The organism is Chryseobacterium jejuense, assembly GCF_017877355.1.
Lineage (GTDB): Bacteria > Bacteroidota > Bacteroidia > Flavobacteriales > Weeksellaceae > Chryseobacterium > Chryseobacterium jejuense_A.
Window position 1 is genome coordinate 315,310 of record NZ_JAGIPR010000006.1, and the last position, 18,009, is coordinate 333,318.

Sequence of the window (18,009 nt, forward strand, 5' to 3'; positions counted from 1 at the left end):
CCTTTTTTCATTATAAAAACTGAATGACAGCCCATGAAATATAAACCAATGAAACGTATACTTCCTGTATTAGCCGTTTTGACATTTTTCAATTATTCAAACGCTCAAAAAATCATTAGCACTGATATTAATAATTTTTGGATGGCTTATGACAGTATCCAAAAAAATAAAAGTAATGAAAGCGAAATTCTTGAAACCCTTTTTCTTAATAAAAAAACTGATGGATTAAAAGCATTCATGGAAATTAAAAAATTTGGAAAAGAAGATTATTTAAATGCAATCGAGAAATATCCTAATTTTTGGAACTCCATCAGACCCAACACATCCATTGATGCTAAAAAAATTAAAACCATCAATACTGCTTTCAGAAAGCTTGAAAAACTTTACCCCAATAATTCCAAAGGAACTATTTACTATACCATTGGAGCGCTGAAATCAGGCGGAACAACCAATAAAGAAGATTTACTGCTAGGGGTAGAAAAAATAACAGGGAATCAGAATACTTTTGTTTCGGAATTTGAAAATGAAAATCTCCGAAAAATGTTTTTGTTTACGAACCCTTCACAATTAGAGCAGGTAACGGTACACGAATTTATACATACTTTTCAAAAAAATGGAGAAATTAATGTTTTATCAAAGGCTATTAAAGAAGGTTCCTGTGATTTCATTGCAGAACTAGCTTTAAACAAGAAATTTACAGCACATTATCTTGATTACGGGTTCAAAAATTACGAAAAAGTAAAGTTCGATTTTAAAAGCGAGATGTTTAGTAAAAAATTGGAGAACTGGTTTTATAATGGTAACGCTAAAAACCCCGATCTTGGGTATTTCGTAGGGTATGTGATTTCCAAAAAATATTATGAAAACTCTACAAATAAGAAAGCTGCTATTAAGAACATCATTGAATTAGATTTCAATAACGAACTTGATGTGTGCCAATTTTTAGCAGCATCAGATTATTTTGAAGATAAAAAAAGTGCTGAACAAATACTTTCTGAATATCAGGAGCATCAACCCAAATTGATAAAGATCATTGAATTTGAAAATGGCAGCCGGAATGTAAGTACGAGTATCAAAAAAATTCAGATGGTCTTCTCAAAACCAATGAATGAAAAAGTGTCTATCAACTTTTCAAAAAACGGAAAGGAACATTTTCCGTTAAAAAACATTGTAGGTTTAGACGATTCTAAAACGATTCTAACCCTAGAAACAACTGACTTAAATTCTGATACAGAATATGACTTTTATATAACAGATAGAGCTACAAAATCTGAAGATGGCTACCCTTTTGATACGGGAGAATATAAAATATCATTTAAAACCGAAAAGAAATAATCTTTCAAACATTTTTCAGGCAGTAAAGATGTTTCAGGTAGAAAGTATCTTATCAATATAAAATTTTATGACCAACAAAATGGTGTAAAACAGTACTGAAATTAAGGTTGAATCTTTCAATTCAGGGCAACAATAAAAATAATATTACTGATAATCCGACAAATAGATTTTAGTTTATTTTTTTATTTGTGGACTTATTATAATTTTTTCTATATTTGCACCACTGAAAACGACGGCATAGCCGGAGTTGAAGGAGAGTTGGCAGAGTGGTCGATTGCGGCAGTCTTGAAAACTGTTGACTGTAACAGGTCCGGGGGTTCGAATCCCTCACTCTCCGCAACTTGCGAAAACGAAAGTTTTCAAAAAGCACCAAAAAATAGATAAATCCTGCAAAATCAATGATTTGCAGGATTTTTTTTGTTTATGGCTACTGCCATAATTTTCAAAAATACTCTAAATGTTTGTGGCAGATTCGTGGCAATATTTGAAATCTGAAAAAATTGCCACAAATATCTACACAACTATTTGACATTTAACCTGTAACAAACATTGACATCTTGATTTAAAGCGCTTTTAGTTTGACATTTATAACCCTTAAAATGTTGAATTATGTTAGAGCAAAGTTATGGGCTAACCTTCTTCTTGAAGAGCTCAAATGTAAAGAACAAGACAATACGTCACGTTTATCTACGAATAACCGTAGATGGAGTCCCTAAAGAAACTTCCACTAAAAGAAAGTGGAATGTAAACAGATGGGATCAGAAGGAAGGAAAAGCAACAGGAACGAAAGAGGATGCAAAAGCACTGAATTTTTTCCTGGAATCATTGACCACTAAAGTCAATAATCACAAAACTGATCTTTTAAATAGTGGTATTCCTATTACCTCAATAGACCTTATTAATTTTGTAAATGGAAAATATAAGCCTCGCAATAAGATTCTGGAAGAATTTCAGGAGCATAACGATGAGATAGCTGCCTTGGTTATCACAGAGGAGTATGCTAAAGGTACACATGATCGCTATATTACTGCACGTTCACATGTTCAGGAATTCATTAAATACAAATATGATAAGGAAGATCTGGAATTCAGTGCCCTAAACTATGCTTTTGTAAAGGATTATGATCTGTATCTTAAAACTGTCCGAAAATGCTCCAATAATACTTCTCTAAAGTATATCAGTAATTTCAAAAAAATCGTTCTAAGGGCTGTAGCTAAAGAAATAATCTCTAAAGATCCCTTTAAGCTTTTTGTAAGCAAGAAAACCAAAATAAAAAAGAAACCACTGACAAAGCCCGAACTTAAAAGGATTGAAGAAAAAGTATTCAGTTCCGAAAGACTGACAGTGGTACGTGATATTTTTGTGTTTCAATGTTATACCGGATTATCATATATTGATGCATATCAACTCAGATGGGAAGACATCAAAGAAGCCGATGACGGTAGTATGTGGATCATGTCGAGCAGGCAAAAGTCTAAATCGGACACTGATATACCACTCTTGCCCAAAGCACTTGAAATCATTGTTAAATACAAAGATGACCCACTGTGCAAAAAAAGAGGAACTGTACTTCCGGGTAGGTCGAATCAGAAAATGAATGAGTACCTTAAAGAAATCGCTGTTCTCTGTGAAGTATTTACTGTTCTTAATACCCATAAATCGAGACGAACCTTTGCGAGTACTGTAACCCTTAATAACGGGGTTTCGATCCATGTTGTAAAGGAAATGCTGGGCCACTACTCTGTCAAACAGACCGAGGATTATGCAATTACCGAACAAGCCACAATTGCAAGGGAAATGAAGGAGCTAGAAATGAAATTGAAAGGAACCGATCAATTCAATACCAATCTTATGAAATTCCTCCAACAACTCGAAAGAGAATTTCAGGAACTTAAAAATACACAGGCCAAAACTACTAGTGCTTCGTTTCCCAATAGATGCGATGCTTTTCAAAATATGCTCGAAACAATCAAGGTGATGATATAACAGAAACAAATAAGCTTCAATACAAACAGGTATATTGAAGCTTATTTAATATTCAGTCTTTGGGTCTTTTCAGTATTTCTACCGTACTGCGGTATCCGGGATGGTAAGAAGGCGTATATTTGATATAGCCAAATTCCTGAAGCTGCTTAAAATACTTATGGTAGCTAGGCAGGGTATTGATATGCGAGAGAGTCATTAATTTACTTCGGCTGACCCTGATGACCCATTTTTCATTTTGCCTACATGCAAGTCTTGCTATTGCGACCAATAAGGAAATATGCCATACATTCAGCGATGGATCACCTGAGATATAATCCAGGAAATCGAACCATCTTTTAGGATCATTCGATTTCATCACTGAATATTTTTTGAAGGTCTTCGCTATTGTAATAATATGACCCCAACAATTTCTTAAATCTAATTTTCCCAGTGACTCTCAGATTTTGCAGTGTAGCAGCGGAAATATTAAGCTTTTTTCGGATTGCTTTGCTCCGCATCCATCCAAGCTCATCAGACTCATTATTATCGGCCAACTTATTGTCAAGAAGATTGCCAATGTCAGAAATGATCTGATTTCTCAGCATGTCAAGATCGCTTTTTGTGATTGTATCCATATCTAAAAATTTTGATTTGCACAAAATTTGTATTTTATGAAACATGTCCACTTAAAGTGGAAGTAATTGGTATTGTTTTTCCTTTATTTACTGATTTGACTATGTCTTCTTATATAAACACAGTCTTCGAAAAATACGAGACAGTGTTTCGTATTTTTCGAAGACCCGACCTTGAAAAGTCAAATAAAATTTCCTCATCCACTGCAGATTATCTACAGAATACCCCCTTCCAAATTCTTTTGATAACTGTCTGCTTAAGTTCCTGAGTGTTTCTTTGGCATATTCAGCTCTGTCCTTTCCATTTTGCTCATCCGTCACTATTGTTTTACCTATTTCAAAATAGGTCAATAGCATAGTTGTATTAATATTACGAACAACACTCTCCTTTGATTTTTCAATTAAATCTCTGATGGTTTTAAAAAGATGGAAGGATAACTGGCTCATATTTAAAATTTAAAATTATTTCTCTATTAAAATCTATAATAATATGCTTTCCAAGAACTCTTAATCCTTTTGGTAACCAAGTGGCATAGTTTGGCATTCGATGTCTTCACGAATATCCATTAGAATACAATTATAGGTTGATCACACAGTAACTTCTAACAATTAGGTATATACATTACTAATATTTTCATAATAAACCGGTAAAAAGGCAGCTAAGGTATTGTTGCCAGCCATCGTTTGTGCCTCCAAAAGACTACGGCATAAACGGTTTCCTCCCTAAAGGTACCCTCCAATTATTCCGTTTCCTTTTGTTTTTTTCATTGTCAACACTTCATATCTGCTTTCTTTTTTCCGGTTTTTCTTTTGAAAATATTCAGCGAAGCCTGAAAGGCTTTTAAGAAATAGGACGGAGAAGAGATTGAAAAGGCTTTTGATCTAAAAAAGACGCATAACAGTTCAAAAATGTTTTAAATAAATGCTGTTTTAACTTAAGTACGGGAAACAAAAGGCTCTGCCGTACTCAGAGCAATAACAATGAAATATAATATCGTAAATGAGATCAAATTGATCTACACAAGAAAAGGAAATGCTGAAAAAAAAGTACTGAACTCCCAGGATGCTACAGATATTTTCAGGGAACATTTTGATGCAGATCAGATCGACTACAGAGAGTCATTTTACTCAATGTATATGAATCAGGCTAACAAGGTCTTAGGAATACAAAAAATATCAGAATCTGGAATTACCTCTTCTCTTGTTGACATCAGAATCATCATGCAGGGAGCTCTATTATGCAATGCCGTATCATTTATTATAGCTCATAACCATCCTTCCGGAAACCTTACACCTTCTCGTGAAGACATAGGGATCACAAAAAAAATAAAGGAGGCTGCCCAACTATTAAATATTAACCTGCTTGATCATTGTATAATAACTTCAACCGACTCCTTCTCTTTCTCCGATGAAGGTATTTTATAAGGAACTTAAATTTCTAAAAATAAGAATCCAGAGCCGGTTCCCGGTCTGGATTCTTGTGGCGTCGCGGAAAGATGCTTGTCCTTTAGGAGGCCAACCATCTTTCCGCAAATACTAAACAATGCTTCTCAAATTAGATGGTTTTATTTGAAGTGGAAATATATATTTGTAAGCTAAAGAAATAGTATTTATCCGTTTAGCTTTTTGTTGTTGAATTGAAATTCAATTTTCTCCTCATTTCCAAAACTGTCTGAGAGCCATACCGTAAATGATTGTGAAACTTCAGATGTTGAAGTATAATACAATCTGAACTCTTTCTCATAAAGAGGATAAATATCATTAGGAAAGTAAGGTTGAGTGTTATAATACTGCAGCTTTCCTGCTCCCTCAAACTGAAAATATCGAAGATAATATTTGGTGTCAACAAAATTACCTTCAGGAATAATTTTGATACGAATCTCCACATACTCATCTTTAGCGATATCCTTAGGAACAGGCATAACCGACACCTTAAAAGGATAATTTTGCTGAATTTCCAAATCATCTTTCTCACATGATTGTAAAAATAGTCCAATCACAAATAGTAGCAAGAAACACTTTAATTGTATTTTAGCTGTATTAATTATATTTTTCATTTTTCATTATTTTTAGAAATTATATCTTATTCCAACCCCCAGCAGAGAGTGAAAATTAACCATTTGACTATTTTTCAAAAAGCGAAGTTGCCCGTTGACCAGGAAAACTAAATGCTCAGTCAGATAGCTTTCAATAGACAGCTTACCGTTCGTCCCATAAATAAAATTACCTGTAGAGTTAAGCTTTGATCCATCATACAACAATTCATCACCTCTATTAATCTGCTCATAACCAACAAGACCTCCAATTCCCAGATTAAAATTGACATTTCGCATGAAGTCTCCCCAAACATAAAAACTGTACCCACTGCTCAGCAGGAAACTATCTATCGGGATATCGCCGCTTGTGTATTTATAATATTTTCTACCATATTCTGCCAGTCCAAAAAAGTAATTACCATTCTTCGAGTAAGAAACAAGCCCAGTACTTAACATATAATTTTGTTTTTCTGGAGATTTTGGAAATACCGAATAGGTAAATTCAATACCAATTTGCTTAGGAATCATCTGTTGAGCAAATATTTTGCTACTCATTATCATCATGAAGATGACTGTTAAAAATATTTTGTGCATCTTACTCCGTTTTAATGGTTAAACTATGTATCACTCTTGCACGAACCAGATCTTCATTTTCAAGCTGTACTTTCAGATGCCTTCCCCCATTCTTTTCCAGAATTTCAATCTCCAAAACCTGATCTTTTAAGAGCGTAAACTGATCAAGCATATAAATCCCTTTACTGTCTGAATGATCAGCTATTATCCTTTCCGGGAAATACGTACGAACCTTCTCTAAAATCTTATCCTGAACGACCGTTCGCTTTAAGTTCTTTTTATCGACAATTTTAAAATTGACTAGCTCAATAGCATACCACACATTACTTTGATTCTTAACCTGCAATGTGAAATAAAACTTGCTGTCATTAACGTGCAGTGCCCTGACTGAAAACTCAATTCCATAGCTTTTTGAAACAATATGTTTAATAGTTCTGTTGCTTTTCCTGTAAAGATTTTCCATAATGAGCCAAGTGAAAGATGTTGAGCTTCCTTTAAGATCTTCAAATAATACATCAGCATCCTGTCTCTCCATACCTCTCTGAAGTTTTACTAAATCATAGCTGAGTATTTCCGGATAAGAACTGTAGGATGCATCAAAACTGTAAAATTTTCCATCTTCAGTAATGACCGAAAAATTAGTTTCCTCTTCAAAATCCCTGACAGCTGACTTAACCCGAAGAACGTTTCCTATAGGCTCTGCCTTATTGGCAACCAAGAAGTTACTTCCCAGGTCAACATATCGTATTGATGTAGGAAATATCAAATGGCTGGTTTTATTGTAGGTAACTTGTATCCTGAAAGGCTCTAATTTTGCCTGTTCCAAGGAAATATAAGTTGTCACAGAATCCTGCCCAAATGCCTTGCTTACTAATAGAAGTAATAGCATAATGAGAATATAATGACTCTTTTGTGTATTCATTTTTATTTTTTTTGATTAGTTATTTTTGGGTAAGAGGAATACCTGATGGCCAGCTTTTACAGTTACTTTCAATTGTCTGACTCTCTTCTGAAAATAACCCGACAGTCCCTGTACTACTCCCCTGCTCAGATCAGCTGCAATCTGCTGCCCTGCAGATTGGGTCATCATAATATTGGTGCCTGAAGTCTGGCTCATATTAGCTACAATATCGCTTACCGCATTCTGCTCCGCTGAATAAGGAACATACAATCCCACCTGACCGTCGGTGTCATAAACATTGATTTCTACAGGATAGATATTACCTTGAGATTGAATGGAAGATATTTTTAACTGAAGCCTCCCACCCTGAAATTTGCTTACTGCAATCAGTAAACTCCCAATTGGAATTTCAGCTCGTCCGACTTTCATCGCTTCTGAAAGCCTTATAGATAATGTACTTTCATTGACCAAAGTCTTAGTTTCATAGACCACACCTCTTATTGCGTTTTTTGTTTGAACCGAGTTTTCTGAATCATTTTGACTGTCATAAAATCTATTCTGATTCAAACCTGCGACAAAAGCACTATCCGACTGGTCTCTGTATAATGAGGAAACAACATTGGAACGGACCGGTATTGCTGAAGTCAGTTTAACCTTCTTTTCCGTTGACTTTTCGATCTCTTCTTTTCCTGCTGGTTTTTCCTGCTTTGGCGTCGTTGGAAGATACTTAGCAGCCATTTGATACGATTTTTCCATGAGCTCTAACTGGTCGTTGATTCTCAGACCCGCAGGAACAGCATGATTTTGCATTGACTCATTCTTTAGCCTTGAAATTTCTTTCCTCAGATTATTGACCTCCTGATCATCCCGATTATAGAAAGAGCTTAAGGTCTGCTGTGCATTTCGATAACTGTTCAGAGCATTCTGATCAGATTGCTGAAATACACTTTTAGTGGATGTTGAAGAAGGTGGGTTGCTATTATCGTTTACACCGTTCTGGTCATTCCAGTAATCTGATAAAGTTGTTATTGAATTTCTCTTTTCTTCATTCTTTTGCTCTAATAACTGCTGCTCATAAGCCTTTTGCTTATCAGACTGCAATTGACCGTCTTTTGCCTGTGGAATAGCTGCATTAAAGCCAGCCTCTTCAATAATGGTATGATCGGTTTTGGGCTTAAAGATGAGATAAAAGCAAGATGCACATACAGCAGCCATCAAAAAGTAGATGAAAGGTTTCTTTAGTCTTTCCCATTGAGCCTTGGGATGATCATTCACTCCGTTAGAATTTTGTGAGAGATCATTTTCTGTCACTCTAATTTTCTCTGAATCTTTCATATTCTATTTTTTAGTGGATGAGTTTACTATTTCATTATGCTTCGATCCTTTTTCGATAGGTTTCTTAGAAATGCCGTCAATATGATTGATAGAAATGGTATTACTTCTTTGACCTGTCGAAATACAGATATTCACAATGACGATGACGGTTATCAAAACATAACCACCAAAGAAAACCTTGGTCAGGAATTTTTGTCGCTCTACAGGAAGAGATTTCCAGTGTGTATCAATCTTTACAACATAATTTTCGAGTGTATCTCTTAGTTTTTTCATATCGGTCTTATTAGCGTTCAACAGTTTCGACATCTCTATTTTCAAGCACGTTGAATTTTTCAATGATAAATCCCTGAGGATTGCTGTCAGACCGTACAGAATTAACCAATGAACAGTTGGTAATTAAATTTCTGATGGTAAGATTACTGGACCTGATAATGAATTGTCTTGCATAAGTTTTTACGTCATAAGGGTAACTATCAAAGTTGGCAACGACACTGTCTACCTCAACTCTCTGCTGGATATTACCTGAAATGATTCTGTTATAGTAACCTTTTTCCTGAAGGTCTTTATAGTAATTGAATGCGGATTGATCAGCCAAATTGAAAGCCCTTTTGACATTACTTTCAATAGCATTCTTGTCTGGGGCAATGGTGAAGAATAATTCGTGAAATCGTCTCACATGCTCTCTTGCTTCTACAGGTCTGTTGATCGACATATCCTGTGAAAGGGCTACCATCAATGATTTGCCGTTATCCAGCACATAGATCTTTTGACTCTGCTCTTCGGCAAACTGATAGGATTTGAATACCACAATCCCTACGACTCCAAAACACAACACCGCAAAAACGAATGTAAACAAACGGATCTGTTTGAAGCTGCTCTCAATATTTCTTAATGTTTTAAATTCCATAGAACTGTATTTTTATTTTAATAATCTTCCCGAAATATTACCCGTCGCAGAACCTACTGCTGCTCCCGCAACATTACCTGATTTCGTAGCAGTTTGGTTTACATTACGCATAAAGTTGCCTGCACCTCCTGCCTGAATCACCCAGCCAGTCACCGTTGGTACCGTAAAATAACCGATGATCCCAATTACCATATAGATGATGTATACCGTATTGGAGGTATCAGGAATGAAAGTGGGATCTGCGAGCATCTCGATATCCCGTTCTAAAATCAGAGTTTGCATCTTGGCAAGAATGGCACTGAATATATCAGCAACAGGAAGCCATAGGTAAACACTAACGTACCTGGTCAGCCACTGGGTTAAAGTTGTTTGGAAACCATCCCAGACGGAAATCGCAAATGCTATTGGTCCCAAGATTGAAAGCACTATCAGAAAGAATGTTCTGATGGTATCAATAACTAAGGCTGCCGATTGAAACAGAATTTCAAGAAACTCCCGGAAACCATCTCTGATATCTTTTTTGATGGCAAACATTTCTCGTTCAATATACATTCCGGACATCGTGACCAGATCCGATGGTGACCATCCGAGCTCTTCCAGCTTTTTATCAAATCCTTCATTTGAAATCAGGTAAGCCATCTCCGGATTCCTGAGCATCGCTTCCCGTTCTAAAAGATCTTTTTTCTGTTGCAGCTCGTTCATATCCAAGACCTGATTCTCCAACATGGAGTGGCTGCCCTGAACAATCGGGCTCATCACTCCATTAAGGCTTCCTAAAACCAATGTGGTAAAAAACATAATGCAGATGCCTATGGCAAAAGGTCTCAGCATGGGAAACAAATCAATCGATTCTGCACGACTCAATGACTGCCAGACTTTTAGTGCTACATACAATAAAGCGCCTAATCCGGCGACCCCTTTTGCCACAACAGCCATATCAGCGCACATCGGCATCATTTCCTCATAAACGGAACGAAGTACTTCGTGTAAGTTATTCGGTTCCATCTTACCAGTATTTTTGATTGGAGGTTCCGTAAAGATCCAGCACCCTTTGGGTATTGTTCTGTTTTTTTGCTCTGAGATAACTGACCGAAATATTCTTGTTGGTATAGTATCGTACCAGATTATGATACGCTTTGACCTCTTTATAAACCCGGTCAACAACATCCATCCTTTCTTTATCATTCAGAGAAAGACCGTTAGAAGTGATGATCTCTTTGAGTTCTTTCAATAGCTCCGTGCTCTCCGTAAGAAGCGCAGAATAACCATTGGCAATGGAAGCTAATTCCTGAGCATTAAAATTGGGGTCATTCAGCATTTTACCGAAATTGTTGACATACATCTCAGAAACATCACCCACTAAAAGGACAGTCTGCTGAACCTTTCTGGCATCTTTGACCAGATTATTGATGGCTTTCAGCTGGTCATAATACTCTTTACCCTGTTCATATACTTTCTTAACTTCATTGAAGTTCTTAACAACGTTAGATACCGTTGAAGAAGTCTGTACAATTTCATTGGCTGAGTTCAAAATTCCCGAAGCCAGGTTTGCAGGGTCTGTTACGACAAATTGTGCTTTTGTATAAGTTACGGTAGCAAAGAATGCTACCATTAAGGTTTTAATGATTAAATTTTTCATTGTTGTACATTTTTAAATGATTTAATGGTCTTTTCTATTCGATTTGATTCTCTTAAGAGAAATCCTCTTGATGGCATGTTCGACATTGCCGTCAAGTTCCGATGCAAGATTCATCACTTCCATCTTTTCCGTTTCTTCTGTAGTATATGCCAGATATTCTTGTGTTGAAACTTCAGTGGCATAGACTGCAGAGTGCGTTCCACCCAGTCCAATCCAGACTTCCTTGTACAGCCTTCTCGGATCGTTGTTCATATTGATCGACAGCACCTGGGACTTTTCTTTATCAGTCAATCCAAGCATCGCCTGAATATCATCAAACTTGTTCATATACTTCCTTTGGTCAAGAAGAATCTTACAATCCGAATTATTAATGATACTTTCTTTCACAATCGGTGACTGAATGATATCATCAACTTCCTGAGTTACTACAATGGCTTCTCCGAAGAATTTCCTGACGGTCTTGAACAGGTACTTGATATACTCAGCCATACCTTCTTTGGCAATGGCTTTCCAGGCTTCTTCGATAAGGATGAGTTTTCTGATTCCTTTGAGTCTTCGCATCTTATTGATAAAGACCTCCATTATGATAATGGTTACAATAGGAAATAGAATTTTATGATCTTTAATAGCATCGATTTCAAAAACAATAAAACGCTTGGATAATAAGTCCAGCTGCTTCTCTGAATTGAGCAGATAGTCATACTCTCCTCCTCTATAGTAAGGTTCCAGCACATTGAGAAAGTTGGCAATATCAAAGTCTTTTTCCCTGACTTTCTTTTGCTCCAATACTTTCTGATAATCATCTTTGACGTACTCATAGAATCCGTTGAAAGAAGGATGCTGGTCATCGGTTTTAATTCTTTCGATATATCCGCTGACTGCATTGGAGAGTGCCACTTCCTCTGAACGGGTTGGTGGTTCATCGTCTCTTTTCCAAAGAGTCAGAATCAAGGTTTTTATACTCTCCCTTTTTTCAATGTCAAAAACGCCGTCATCAGTATAGAATGGATTGAAAGCGATAGGATTGTCCTCGGTATAAGTAAAATAAACCCCGTCCTCTCCTTTGGTCTTTCCTTTAATGAGTTCACATAATCCCTGATAGGAATTTCCGGTATCTACAAGAAGGACATGCGCTCCCTGCTCATAATACTGTCGCACCATATGGTTGGTGAAGAATGATTTACCACTGCCCGATGGACCAAGGATAAACTTATTTCTATTCGTAATAATCCCCTGTTTCATCGGCAGATCTGAAATATCCAGATGAATCGGTTTTCCGGTCAAACGGTCAGCCATTTTGATCCCAAAAGGTGAAGGTGAATCCTGATAGTTGGTTTCCTCTGTAAAAAAACACACAGCAGGTTCGATGAATGTGTAAAAGCTCTCTTCACTAGGAAAATCGCCTGCATTACCGGGAATTCCTGCCCAATATAAGGTAGCTGTATCCGTGGTATTATGACGGGGCTTACATTCCATCAAGGCTAGCGCACTACCAGTATCATTTTTTAACTGCTTGAATTCAGCAGAATTGTCAGACCATGACATCACATTAAAATGAGCACGGATAGATTGAAGACCATAAGAGTGTGCTTCATTCAAATACTTTTCTATCCATTCCTTATTGATCTGATTGGCTCTGCTGTATCTTGCTAAAGAGTGCATATTCCTTGCTGATTTTTCAAATTGGCAAAGGTTCTCATCACTATTGTCGATGAACAGATATTGGTTATAAATGTGATTGCAACTGAGCAGAAGTCCCACCGGAGAAGCAAATGATAAAAGACAGTCGCTGCGATCGGTGCTTAATTTCTCATAACGACTGTGTGATGAGACAGTACTTGGTAAATCCTCCGTATCCGATAAGGTGTGCATACTAATCCGGTTGTTACCAATCCGCATTTCTTCTGAGCCTAATTTGATGTCCTGCAATGATGGATGGGTTTCACGGGACAGAGTCAGATACTGTTCCAGTAGTCCTGATCTCTCGGAAGTTCCTGATATCTCATCTTCTGTCATCCTTTCCAAATGGATATAACCGCTGTCATTCATAATCCGCTCCAGCTGATCGACCGCTTCAAGAAAACGACCAATGACTTCTTTGTCTTTAATCTTTTTTGGAATCAGTTTTCCTTTACAGAGTGATGAAAAGTTGCTCTGCATCCGCATTCTCTCCTTACTTGTTTTTGTGATAAACAGGTAGCAGTAATGATTTAAAAAGGGCCTCTCATTGAAATGCCTTTCAAATGATTTGGAAAGAAAACTCTGGTCTTCTTGTGACAAATCAGGATTGTAGTTTTCTTTCATAAACCAGTCCTGTTTGTGAACGATGGTGAAATCCGGGAGTGTTTTAATCGCTTTAAACCAAGCGGAATGCATGGCTTCATACTCAGCGGAAGCGACAGTAAACAGTTCGGGGAGTCTGACCTTAAAGCAAACCGTAACATCAGCGTCTTTTGAAATGATACAATCATTTTCAATCGCCAACAGTGGAAATTTACTTTCCAAAGTGGCTGCCTTGGAAGAATTTCTCATACGTCTGTTCTTTTACGGTTAGATTTCAAATACCGATAAATACTCTTTCGACTGATGATGTATTTTGGATGCTTTTTTTGAGCACCCATTTTCATCAGACCGTGCTCACCATATTTTCTATTCAGTGCGAAAGTCTGCCAGGTAAGAAGTCCACTGCTGAATCCTCCGAGAATTAAACACAGATAGGTATTGACGCCTGCCATATACATAACCATGATACAGATCAATATTCCTAAGAGTCCTCCACTGAATATAAAGAGGTATTGCGCTTTAAGTCCCTTGAACTCTACCGTCCTTCCTATTCCTTTATTGATATGATAGTTATTCATAATTGTCATTTAAAGGAAGAATGAACGAAGAATGGTTGCGGCAACAATTAAGAAGATACATGCTCCGAACCAGCTGGCAGCAGTTTTACTGGTATCAGGGTCACCGCTGCTGAACTTGTTATAGACTTTTACGCCTCCGATGAGTCCGACGACTGCACCGATGGCATAAATTAATTGGGTAGCGGGTTCAAAATAAGAAGTGACCATCTGTGTAGCCTCATTGATTCCGGCTGAACCATTGCCTTGACCAAATACCGAATTAATTGTTACGAATGTTAAAATTGCGTACAGCAATTTTTTTCTTTGTTTTTTCATAATGAATAGATTTTTGATTATGAAACCCGCACTTTACGGGCTTGAAGACAAAGATGTCCGAGTCTAGGTACTCAGTAACAGGAATGGCATTGGATGGAATCTTTTGGCTGTTAAAGAACCGTGCGCCAGTCAGAATTCCTGTATAATTAATTGTAAATTTGTAAGGAATTTCAAAAAAGAGAAATCATGGATAAAAGGTTCACAGATATTATTGAGCTCATCAAACAGTCTCGTAACAATGCGATAAGAAAAGTCAATGAGGAACTCATCGATCTATACTGGAATATTGGTAAGTATATCAGCAAAAAGGTAGAGCTGAGTGAATGGGGACAATCTGTGGTTAAAGAACTTTCTCAGTTTATCCAGACTCATGAACCTGAACTAAAAGGTTTTTCGGATAAGAATCTTTGGAGAATGAAGCAGTTTTATGAGACTTACAAGGAATTTCCAAAAATCTCAACACTGTTGAGAGAAATCAGCTGGTCTCATAATCTGTCCATATTCTCCAGATGTAAATCAATCGAGGAAAGGGAATTTTATATCAAGTTGACCAAACAGGAAAATTATAGCTTCCGGGAGTTAGAGAGACAGATATCCAGCAGCCTTTTTGAAAGAACGATGATTGGAAATTCAAAACTCTCAACAGTGTTGAGAGAAACTAACGCTGATATAGTCAATACATTTAAAGACAGCTATGTATTTGACTTTTTAAATCTGCCTGAAACATTCAATGAAAATGATCTCCAAAAAGGTTTAATTGAGCAGATGAAAAATTTTATCCTGGAGTTAGGACGGGATTTTCTTTTTATCAGCGAAGAGTACAAAGTACAGGTCGGCAATTCTGATTTTTATATCGATCTTTTATTCTTCCACAGGGGGCTGCAATGCCTTGTCGCTTTCGAACTGAAAGCAGATAAATTCAAACCCGAACATCTGGGTCAGCTTAACTTTTATCTGGAAGCGCTGGACAGGGATATTAAACGTCAGAACGAAAATCCAAGCATCGGCGTACTGCTTTGTAAAGACAAAGACAGCGAAGTAGTAGAATATGCGCTGAGTAGAAGTCTTTCTCCGACAATGGTTTCTGAATACAAAACGCAGCTTCCCGACAAAAAGGTTCTGCAGAAAAAACTGCATGAATTGTTTGATAACAGATCTTAGTTGAAACTTCTTAATAACAAAAGGGGAATTTGCCTAAACAAACTCCCCAATATCGAAACCTTCAACACCATCTTTGTAACTGGAAGATATGCCTTCAACATCATTCGAAATGCTCTGACTTAACAAATTTGAAATACGCTTCGAAGCCTCCCCCAACGAATTCTCCAAAAGATCAAAAAGCTCGGTCCCATGAATTTTTTGAATTATAGCAACTGCTTGCTGTTCTAAATCCGGTTCCAGTATTTTTCGCTGTAACAGCTGACCCGCAGTACTCAATTCCTGAAAGGTAACCCCCGTAGCAAACCCGCCTTCGATATTAGAGTCCTGATACTTCCAATCTTCTTCCTCCTGCCCCCAATTATCCTTGATTAGAATATTATCAAGATTTTTATTCTCGGTTACATCTTCAGCTTTCCCGTTCCTGGTTTCTGATTCAAAATTATCTTCTGCTAATGAAGTAAATTCAAGGTGGCTTCCAGTGGCTTCAACTGGCAAACCTTTTCTTTTTGTTTGCTTAATATCTCCCATTATAGATGGAGAACTTTTCTTAGTATTACCCCTATCTTTCGCACGGACTTTGACTTGGAATCTTCTGTTGAGAAGAATTAGAATGATAGCAATTAATAAACCTATAATGATTATTTTTTCCATAAAATGATATTAAAAAATGGGACGGTATTTTTTATTGAAATCATCAGTAATTTCCTTTTCAAACATTTCGAAGTGATACGCCAGTATATTATCCAGATAAGCATACAGAGAAATCTGGTCATCGGCAATAATCTGAATAATGCGCGAGAGGCGCTCGTGATATTCAGGACGGATATAGATACTTTTATCACCCCGCTTAGTCATTGTGTGATGAGTAAGAAACTGCTCGACATAACTTAAATCTAATGTTTTTTTATTCTTCAACTTATTTTTTGTCCCACCTTTCTCCTTTGGAAAACCATCAGTTTTTGAAAGAAATTCCTTCTCAGGACTTCCTGCCATAATGGACATCAGATATTGTTCATCGATCCCCCTTTCATCATTGTTATTTTTTTCATATTCCATATTCTTATAGTTTTACAATTCTTAAAAATTCTTCTACAAATTGATCCAGCCTGCATTGAGCTAACAATTTAGGATCTGCAGGCAGTAATGTTGATCTGAAAACCGTTTTTGCTGTCAACTCTCCTTCTTTCCGAAATCTTTTACTGTCTGTAATACTTGTTTCCATAAGTGGCAGTCCTAAATCTGAAATCACTTTACTGTAGTTTTTGTAGAGCAACGTCCGTTCTCTTCCATCCACCTGATTCCAGAATAGATGTACAGCCCGAATTCCCGTTTGAGTTTCTTTCATTAATACATTGGTCAGAACATCGGTGAAACTTAACGTACTTTCCAGCACAACACGATCCGCAGTAATGGGAGAAAAAATATAATGGACTTTCGTCAAAGTTTTTAAAATACCGGCGGTATTCACAGTTCCCGGTAGATCTAAAAATATAACATCAGGAATTGTTTCAGATCCATCAACATAAGCATCTATATCCTCTAAAACCTGGTCGGCTTTACTCTGGAAAATGGGATATGCTTTTTTATTAATATTCGTAAATTGTTTGTGAGCGATCTTTTTTAAAATCTCATTCTGCATCACCATTTTTAAATCCCGCTCTCTCATCTGGAGTAAACTGTACTGTGGAAAGTCACAGTCAAAAACGGCAACATGATACCTCATCCGATAATGAAGAATACTTGCTAGAAGTGATGTAAAAGTACTTTTTCCCACGCCTCCTTTTTGGGTGGAAAATGCAATGATGGTAGGTTGTTTTTTTGTTTTCATTTTGCTTGATTTTGGTTATACATAATTGGGAATAAAGACTGATTGACAGCCCCTGGGCAATACATATATCAGGTTCCCTGTACAGCTTTCAGTGCTACTGGACGGAATTCCCTAAAGCTGTATTGACTTCAATCAGTTCTGGCTGAATGCCATTCATCCTGCAATCCTTAAAAATTGATTTCCTGACAACTATCTTTCAAAGAGACTATCTTGAGAGCTGGAATTCCGGAAAGCTGGCATGCAGGGGTTCTGCTGTTCAAGATTTCTGTCAAATCTGCAGTTGGGAAGTCCCGCTTTCAATCTGATACAAATGAATACGATTTCTTCTTCGGAATATTCTTAATGGTAGTTTTTGGCGTAAAGTGTCAGTCTATGGCTTTGTCTAACATTCTGTTTTTCTATATCATACAAGCTTACTTTGTGTTGGAAGACTAAGGAGTTTTTGGAGTTGGACTGTTTTTAATGCTTTAAAGCATTAAATATATTTTCTTACTGAAATTTCCTTTCACCCGAAAGGAGCA

At 36.9% G+C, this 18,009-nt stretch carries 22 protein-coding genes and 1 tRNA gene; 6 read left to right on the forward strand and 17 right to left on the reverse strand.

All coding sequences use genetic code 11. The features are described from left to right. Nucleotides 1-48: 48 nt before the first annotated feature. The 3 genes from J2772_RS14585 to J2772_RS14595 all read left to right on the forward strand — a co-directional run bounded on the left by J2772_RS14585 (nucleotide 49) and on the right by J2772_RS14595 (nucleotide 3,321). The gene (locus J2772_RS14585; protein WP_209917884.1) at nucleotides 49-1,335 is read left to right on the forward strand and encodes a hypothetical protein; all 1,287 of its coding nucleotides are present in this window, start codon (nucleotides 49-51) and stop codon (nucleotides 1,333-1,335) included. Nucleotides 1,336-1,587: 252 nt separating this feature from the next. Next, a tRNA-Ser gene (locus tag J2772_RS14590) sits at nucleotides 1,588-1,672 on the forward strand. 272 nt (nucleotides 1,673-1,944) lie between these two features. Then, on the forward strand, nucleotides 1,945-3,321 hold the full coding sequence (locus J2772_RS14595; RefSeq protein ID WP_209917886.1) for a site-specific integrase: 1,377 nt from the start codon (nucleotides 1,945-1,947) through the stop codon (nucleotides 3,319-3,321). 52 nt (nucleotides 3,322-3,373) lie between these two features. Here the strand turns inward: J2772_RS14595 and J2772_RS14600 are convergent, their stop codons facing one another. From J2772_RS14600 to J2772_RS14610, 3 genes are all read right to left on the reverse strand, one after another. After that, entirely contained in the window at nucleotides 3,374-3,676 is a 303-nt protein-coding gene (locus tag J2772_RS14600) for a hypothetical protein (protein ID WP_209917888.1), read from the reverse strand. Then, complete coding sequence (locus J2772_RS14605) at nucleotides 3,663-3,935, reverse strand: helix-turn-helix domain-containing protein (RefSeq protein WP_045495756.1); 273 nt, start codon at nucleotides 3,933-3,935, stop codon at nucleotides 3,663-3,665. Before J2772_RS14605 ends, J2772_RS14600 begins: the two co-directional genes overlap by 14 nt. A gap of 99 nt (nucleotides 3,936-4,034) precedes the next feature. Continuing rightward, on the reverse strand, nucleotides 4,035-4,379 hold the full coding sequence (locus tag J2772_RS14610) for a DUF1016 N-terminal domain-containing protein (protein ID WP_209917890.1): 345 nt from the start codon (nucleotides 4,377-4,379) through the stop codon (nucleotides 4,035-4,037). Nucleotides 4,380-4,913: 534 nt separating this feature from the next. Here J2772_RS14610 and J2772_RS14615 point away from each other — a divergent pair. Next, the gene (locus J2772_RS14615) at nucleotides 4,914-5,357 is read left to right on the forward strand and encodes a JAB domain-containing protein (protein ID WP_209917892.1); all 444 of its coding nucleotides are present in this window, start codon (nucleotides 4,914-4,916) and stop codon (nucleotides 5,355-5,357) included. 185 nt (nucleotides 5,358-5,542) lie between these two features. Here J2772_RS14615 and J2772_RS14620 read toward each other — a convergent pair whose 3' ends face one another. The 11 genes from J2772_RS14620 to J2772_RS14670 are packed head-to-tail and all read right to left on the reverse strand — an operon-like array spanning nucleotide 5,543 to nucleotide 14,499. Continuing rightward, nucleotides 5,543-5,989, reverse strand: a complete 447-nt coding sequence (locus J2772_RS14620; RefSeq protein ID WP_209917894.1) for a DUF3872 domain-containing protein — start codon at nucleotides 5,987-5,989, stop codon at nucleotides 5,543-5,545. 12 nt (nucleotides 5,990-6,001) lie between these two features. Continuing rightward, nucleotides 6,002-6,562, reverse strand: coding sequence for a conjugal transfer protein TraO (locus J2772_RS14625; protein ID WP_209917896.1), 561 nt, complete (start codon nucleotides 6,560-6,562; stop codon nucleotides 6,002-6,004). Nucleotide 6,563: 1 nt separating this feature from the next. Then, a complete protein-coding gene (traN, locus tag J2772_RS14630; RefSeq protein ID WP_209917897.1) occupies nucleotides 6,564-7,463 on the reverse strand; it encodes a conjugative transposon protein TraN in 900 nt (299 codons plus the stop codon). A gap of 15 nt (nucleotides 7,464-7,478) precedes the next feature. Continuing rightward, the gene (gene traM, locus J2772_RS14635) at nucleotides 7,479-8,777 is read right to left on the reverse strand and encodes a conjugative transposon protein TraM (RefSeq protein WP_209917899.1); all 1,299 of its coding nucleotides are present in this window, start codon (nucleotides 8,775-8,777) and stop codon (nucleotides 7,479-7,481) included. Between the two features lie 3 nt (nucleotides 8,778-8,780). Then, nucleotides 8,781-9,050: a hypothetical protein gene (locus J2772_RS14640; RefSeq protein ID WP_228442124.1), complete on the reverse strand. Its 270-nt coding sequence runs from the start codon at nucleotides 9,048-9,050 to the stop codon at nucleotides 8,781-8,783. Nucleotides 9,051-9,060: 10 nt separating this feature from the next. Continuing rightward, the gene (traK, locus tag J2772_RS14645; protein ID WP_209917901.1) at nucleotides 9,061-9,684 is read right to left on the reverse strand and encodes a conjugative transposon protein TraK; all 624 of its coding nucleotides are present in this window, start codon (nucleotides 9,682-9,684) and stop codon (nucleotides 9,061-9,063) included. Between the two features lie 12 nt (nucleotides 9,685-9,696). Continuing rightward, on the reverse strand, nucleotides 9,697-10,689 hold the full coding sequence (traJ, locus tag J2772_RS14650; RefSeq protein ID WP_209917903.1) for a conjugative transposon protein TraJ: 993 nt from the start codon (nucleotides 10,687-10,689) through the stop codon (nucleotides 9,697-9,699). Nucleotide 10,690: 1 nt separating this feature from the next. Beyond that, a complete protein-coding gene (locus J2772_RS14655) occupies nucleotides 10,691-11,296 on the reverse strand; it encodes a DUF4141 domain-containing protein (RefSeq protein ID WP_034692369.1) in 606 nt (201 codons plus the stop codon). 48 nt (nucleotides 11,297-11,344) lie between these two features. After that, nucleotides 11,345-13,855 carry a TraG family conjugative transposon ATPase gene (locus J2772_RS14660; protein WP_209917905.1) on the reverse strand — a complete coding sequence of 837 codons (2,511 nt, stop codon included), beginning with the start codon at nucleotides 13,853-13,855 and terminating at the stop codon, nucleotides 11,345-11,347. After that, on the reverse strand, nucleotides 13,852-14,184 hold the full coding sequence (locus J2772_RS14665; RefSeq protein WP_209917907.1) for a DUF4133 domain-containing protein: 333 nt from the start codon (nucleotides 14,182-14,184) through the stop codon (nucleotides 13,852-13,854). Before J2772_RS14665 ends, J2772_RS14660 begins: the two co-directional genes overlap by 4 nt. A gap of 9 nt (nucleotides 14,185-14,193) precedes the next feature. After that, nucleotides 14,194-14,499, reverse strand: a complete 306-nt coding sequence (locus J2772_RS14670; RefSeq protein WP_034692230.1) for a DUF4134 domain-containing protein — start codon at nucleotides 14,497-14,499, stop codon at nucleotides 14,194-14,196. A gap of 186 nt (nucleotides 14,500-14,685) precedes the next feature. On the opposite strand from J2772_RS14670, the gene J2772_RS14675 reads away from it, so the two are divergent. Next, nucleotides 14,686-15,660, forward strand: a complete 975-nt coding sequence (locus J2772_RS14675) for a YhcG family protein (RefSeq protein ID WP_209917909.1) — start codon at nucleotides 14,686-14,688, stop codon at nucleotides 15,658-15,660. Between the two features lie 33 nt (nucleotides 15,661-15,693). Here the strand turns inward: J2772_RS14675 and J2772_RS14680 are convergent, their stop codons facing one another. The 3 genes from J2772_RS14680 to J2772_RS14690 are packed head-to-tail and all read right to left on the reverse strand — an operon-like array spanning nucleotide 15,694 to nucleotide 17,488. Beyond that, nucleotides 15,694-16,311, reverse strand: coding sequence for a hypothetical protein (locus tag J2772_RS14680; RefSeq protein WP_209917911.1), 618 nt, complete (start codon nucleotides 16,309-16,311; stop codon nucleotides 15,694-15,696). A gap of 9 nt (nucleotides 16,312-16,320) precedes the next feature. Beyond that, nucleotides 16,321-16,716 carry a DUF3408 domain-containing protein gene (locus J2772_RS14685; protein WP_209917913.1) on the reverse strand — a complete coding sequence of 132 codons (396 nt, stop codon included), beginning with the start codon at nucleotides 16,714-16,716 and terminating at the stop codon, nucleotides 16,321-16,323. A gap of 4 nt (nucleotides 16,717-16,720) precedes the next feature. Further along, on the reverse strand, nucleotides 16,721-17,488 hold the full coding sequence (locus tag J2772_RS14690; RefSeq protein WP_209917914.1) for a ParA family protein: 768 nt from the start codon (nucleotides 17,486-17,488) through the stop codon (nucleotides 16,721-16,723). 210 nt (nucleotides 17,489-17,698) lie between these two features. Here J2772_RS14690 and J2772_RS14695 point away from each other — a divergent pair, with 210 nt between their 5' ends. Next, the gene (locus J2772_RS14695) at nucleotides 17,699-17,923 is read left to right on the forward strand and encodes a hypothetical protein (RefSeq protein WP_209917916.1); all 225 of its coding nucleotides are present in this window, start codon (nucleotides 17,699-17,701) and stop codon (nucleotides 17,921-17,923) included. Nucleotides 17,924-18,009: the final 86 nt, after the last annotated feature.

Bases quoted from the DNA above. Each gene is read 5' to 3' on its own strand.
- J2772_RS14585 (WP_209917884.1), top strand. From the start codon at position 49: ATGAAACGTATACTTCCTGTATTAGCCGTTTTGACATTTTTCAATTAT.
- J2772_RS14595 (WP_209917886.1), top strand. From the start codon at position 1,945: ATGTTAGAGCAAAGTTATGGGCTAACCTTCTTCTTGAAGAGCTCAAAT.
- J2772_RS14600 (WP_209917888.1), bottom strand. From the start codon at position 3,676: ATGAAATCGAATGATCCTAAAAGATGGTTCGATTTCCTGGATTATATC.
- J2772_RS14605 (WP_045495756.1), bottom strand. From the start codon at position 3,935: ATGGATACAATCACAAAAAGCGATCTTGACATGCTGAGAAATCAGATC.
- J2772_RS14610 (WP_209917890.1), bottom strand. From the start codon at position 4,379: ATGAGCCAGTTATCCTTCCATCTTTTTAAAACCATCAGAGATTTAATT.
- J2772_RS14615 (WP_209917892.1), top strand. From the start codon at position 4,914: ATGAAATATAATATCGTAAATGAGATCAAATTGATCTACACAAGAAAA.
- J2772_RS14620 (WP_209917894.1), bottom strand. From the start codon at position 5,989: ATGAAAAATATAATTAATACAGCTAAAATACAATTAAAGTGTTTCTTG.
- J2772_RS14625 (WP_209917896.1), bottom strand. From the start codon at position 6,562: ATGCACAAAATATTTTTAACAGTCATCTTCATGATGATAATGAGTAGC.
- traN (WP_209917897.1), bottom strand. From the start codon at position 7,463: ATGAATACACAAAAGAGTCATTATATTCTCATTATGCTATTACTTCTA.
- traM (WP_209917899.1), bottom strand. From the start codon at position 8,777: ATGAAAGATTCAGAGAAAATTAGAGTGACAGAAAATGATCTCTCACAA.
- J2772_RS14640 (WP_228442124.1), bottom strand. From the start codon at position 9,050: ATGAAAAAACTAAGAGATACACTCGAAAATTATGTTGTAAAGATTGAT.
- traK (WP_209917901.1), bottom strand. From the start codon at position 9,684: ATGGAATTTAAAACATTAAGAAATATTGAGAGCAGCTTCAAACAGATC.
- traJ (WP_209917903.1), bottom strand. From the start codon at position 10,689: ATGGAACCGAATAACTTACACGAAGTACTTCGTTCCGTTTATGAGGAA.
- J2772_RS14655 (WP_034692369.1), bottom strand. From the start codon at position 11,296: ATGGTAGCATTCTTTGCTACCGTAACTTATACAAAAGCACAATTTGTC.
- J2772_RS14660 (WP_209917905.1), bottom strand. From the start codon at position 13,855: ATGAGAAATTCTTCCAAGGCAGCCACTTTGGAAAGTAAATTTCCACTG.
- J2772_RS14665 (WP_209917907.1), bottom strand. From the start codon at position 14,184: ATGAATAACTATCATATCAATAAAGGAATAGGAAGGACGGTAGAGTTC.
- J2772_RS14670 (WP_034692230.1), bottom strand. From the start codon at position 14,499: ATGAAAAAACAAAGAAAAAAATTGCTGTACGCAATTTTAACATTCGTA.
- J2772_RS14675 (WP_209917909.1), top strand. From the start codon at position 14,686: ATGGATAAAAGGTTCACAGATATTATTGAGCTCATCAAACAGTCTCGT.
- J2772_RS14680 (WP_209917911.1), bottom strand. From the start codon at position 16,311: ATGGAAAAAATAATCATTATAGGTTTATTAATTGCTATCATTCTAATT.
- J2772_RS14685 (WP_209917913.1), bottom strand. From the start codon at position 16,716: ATGGAATATGAAAAAAATAACAATGATGAAAGGGGGATCGATGAACAA.
- J2772_RS14690 (WP_209917914.1), bottom strand. From the start codon at position 17,488: ATGAAAACAAAAAAACAACCTACCATCATTGCATTTTCCACCCAAAAA.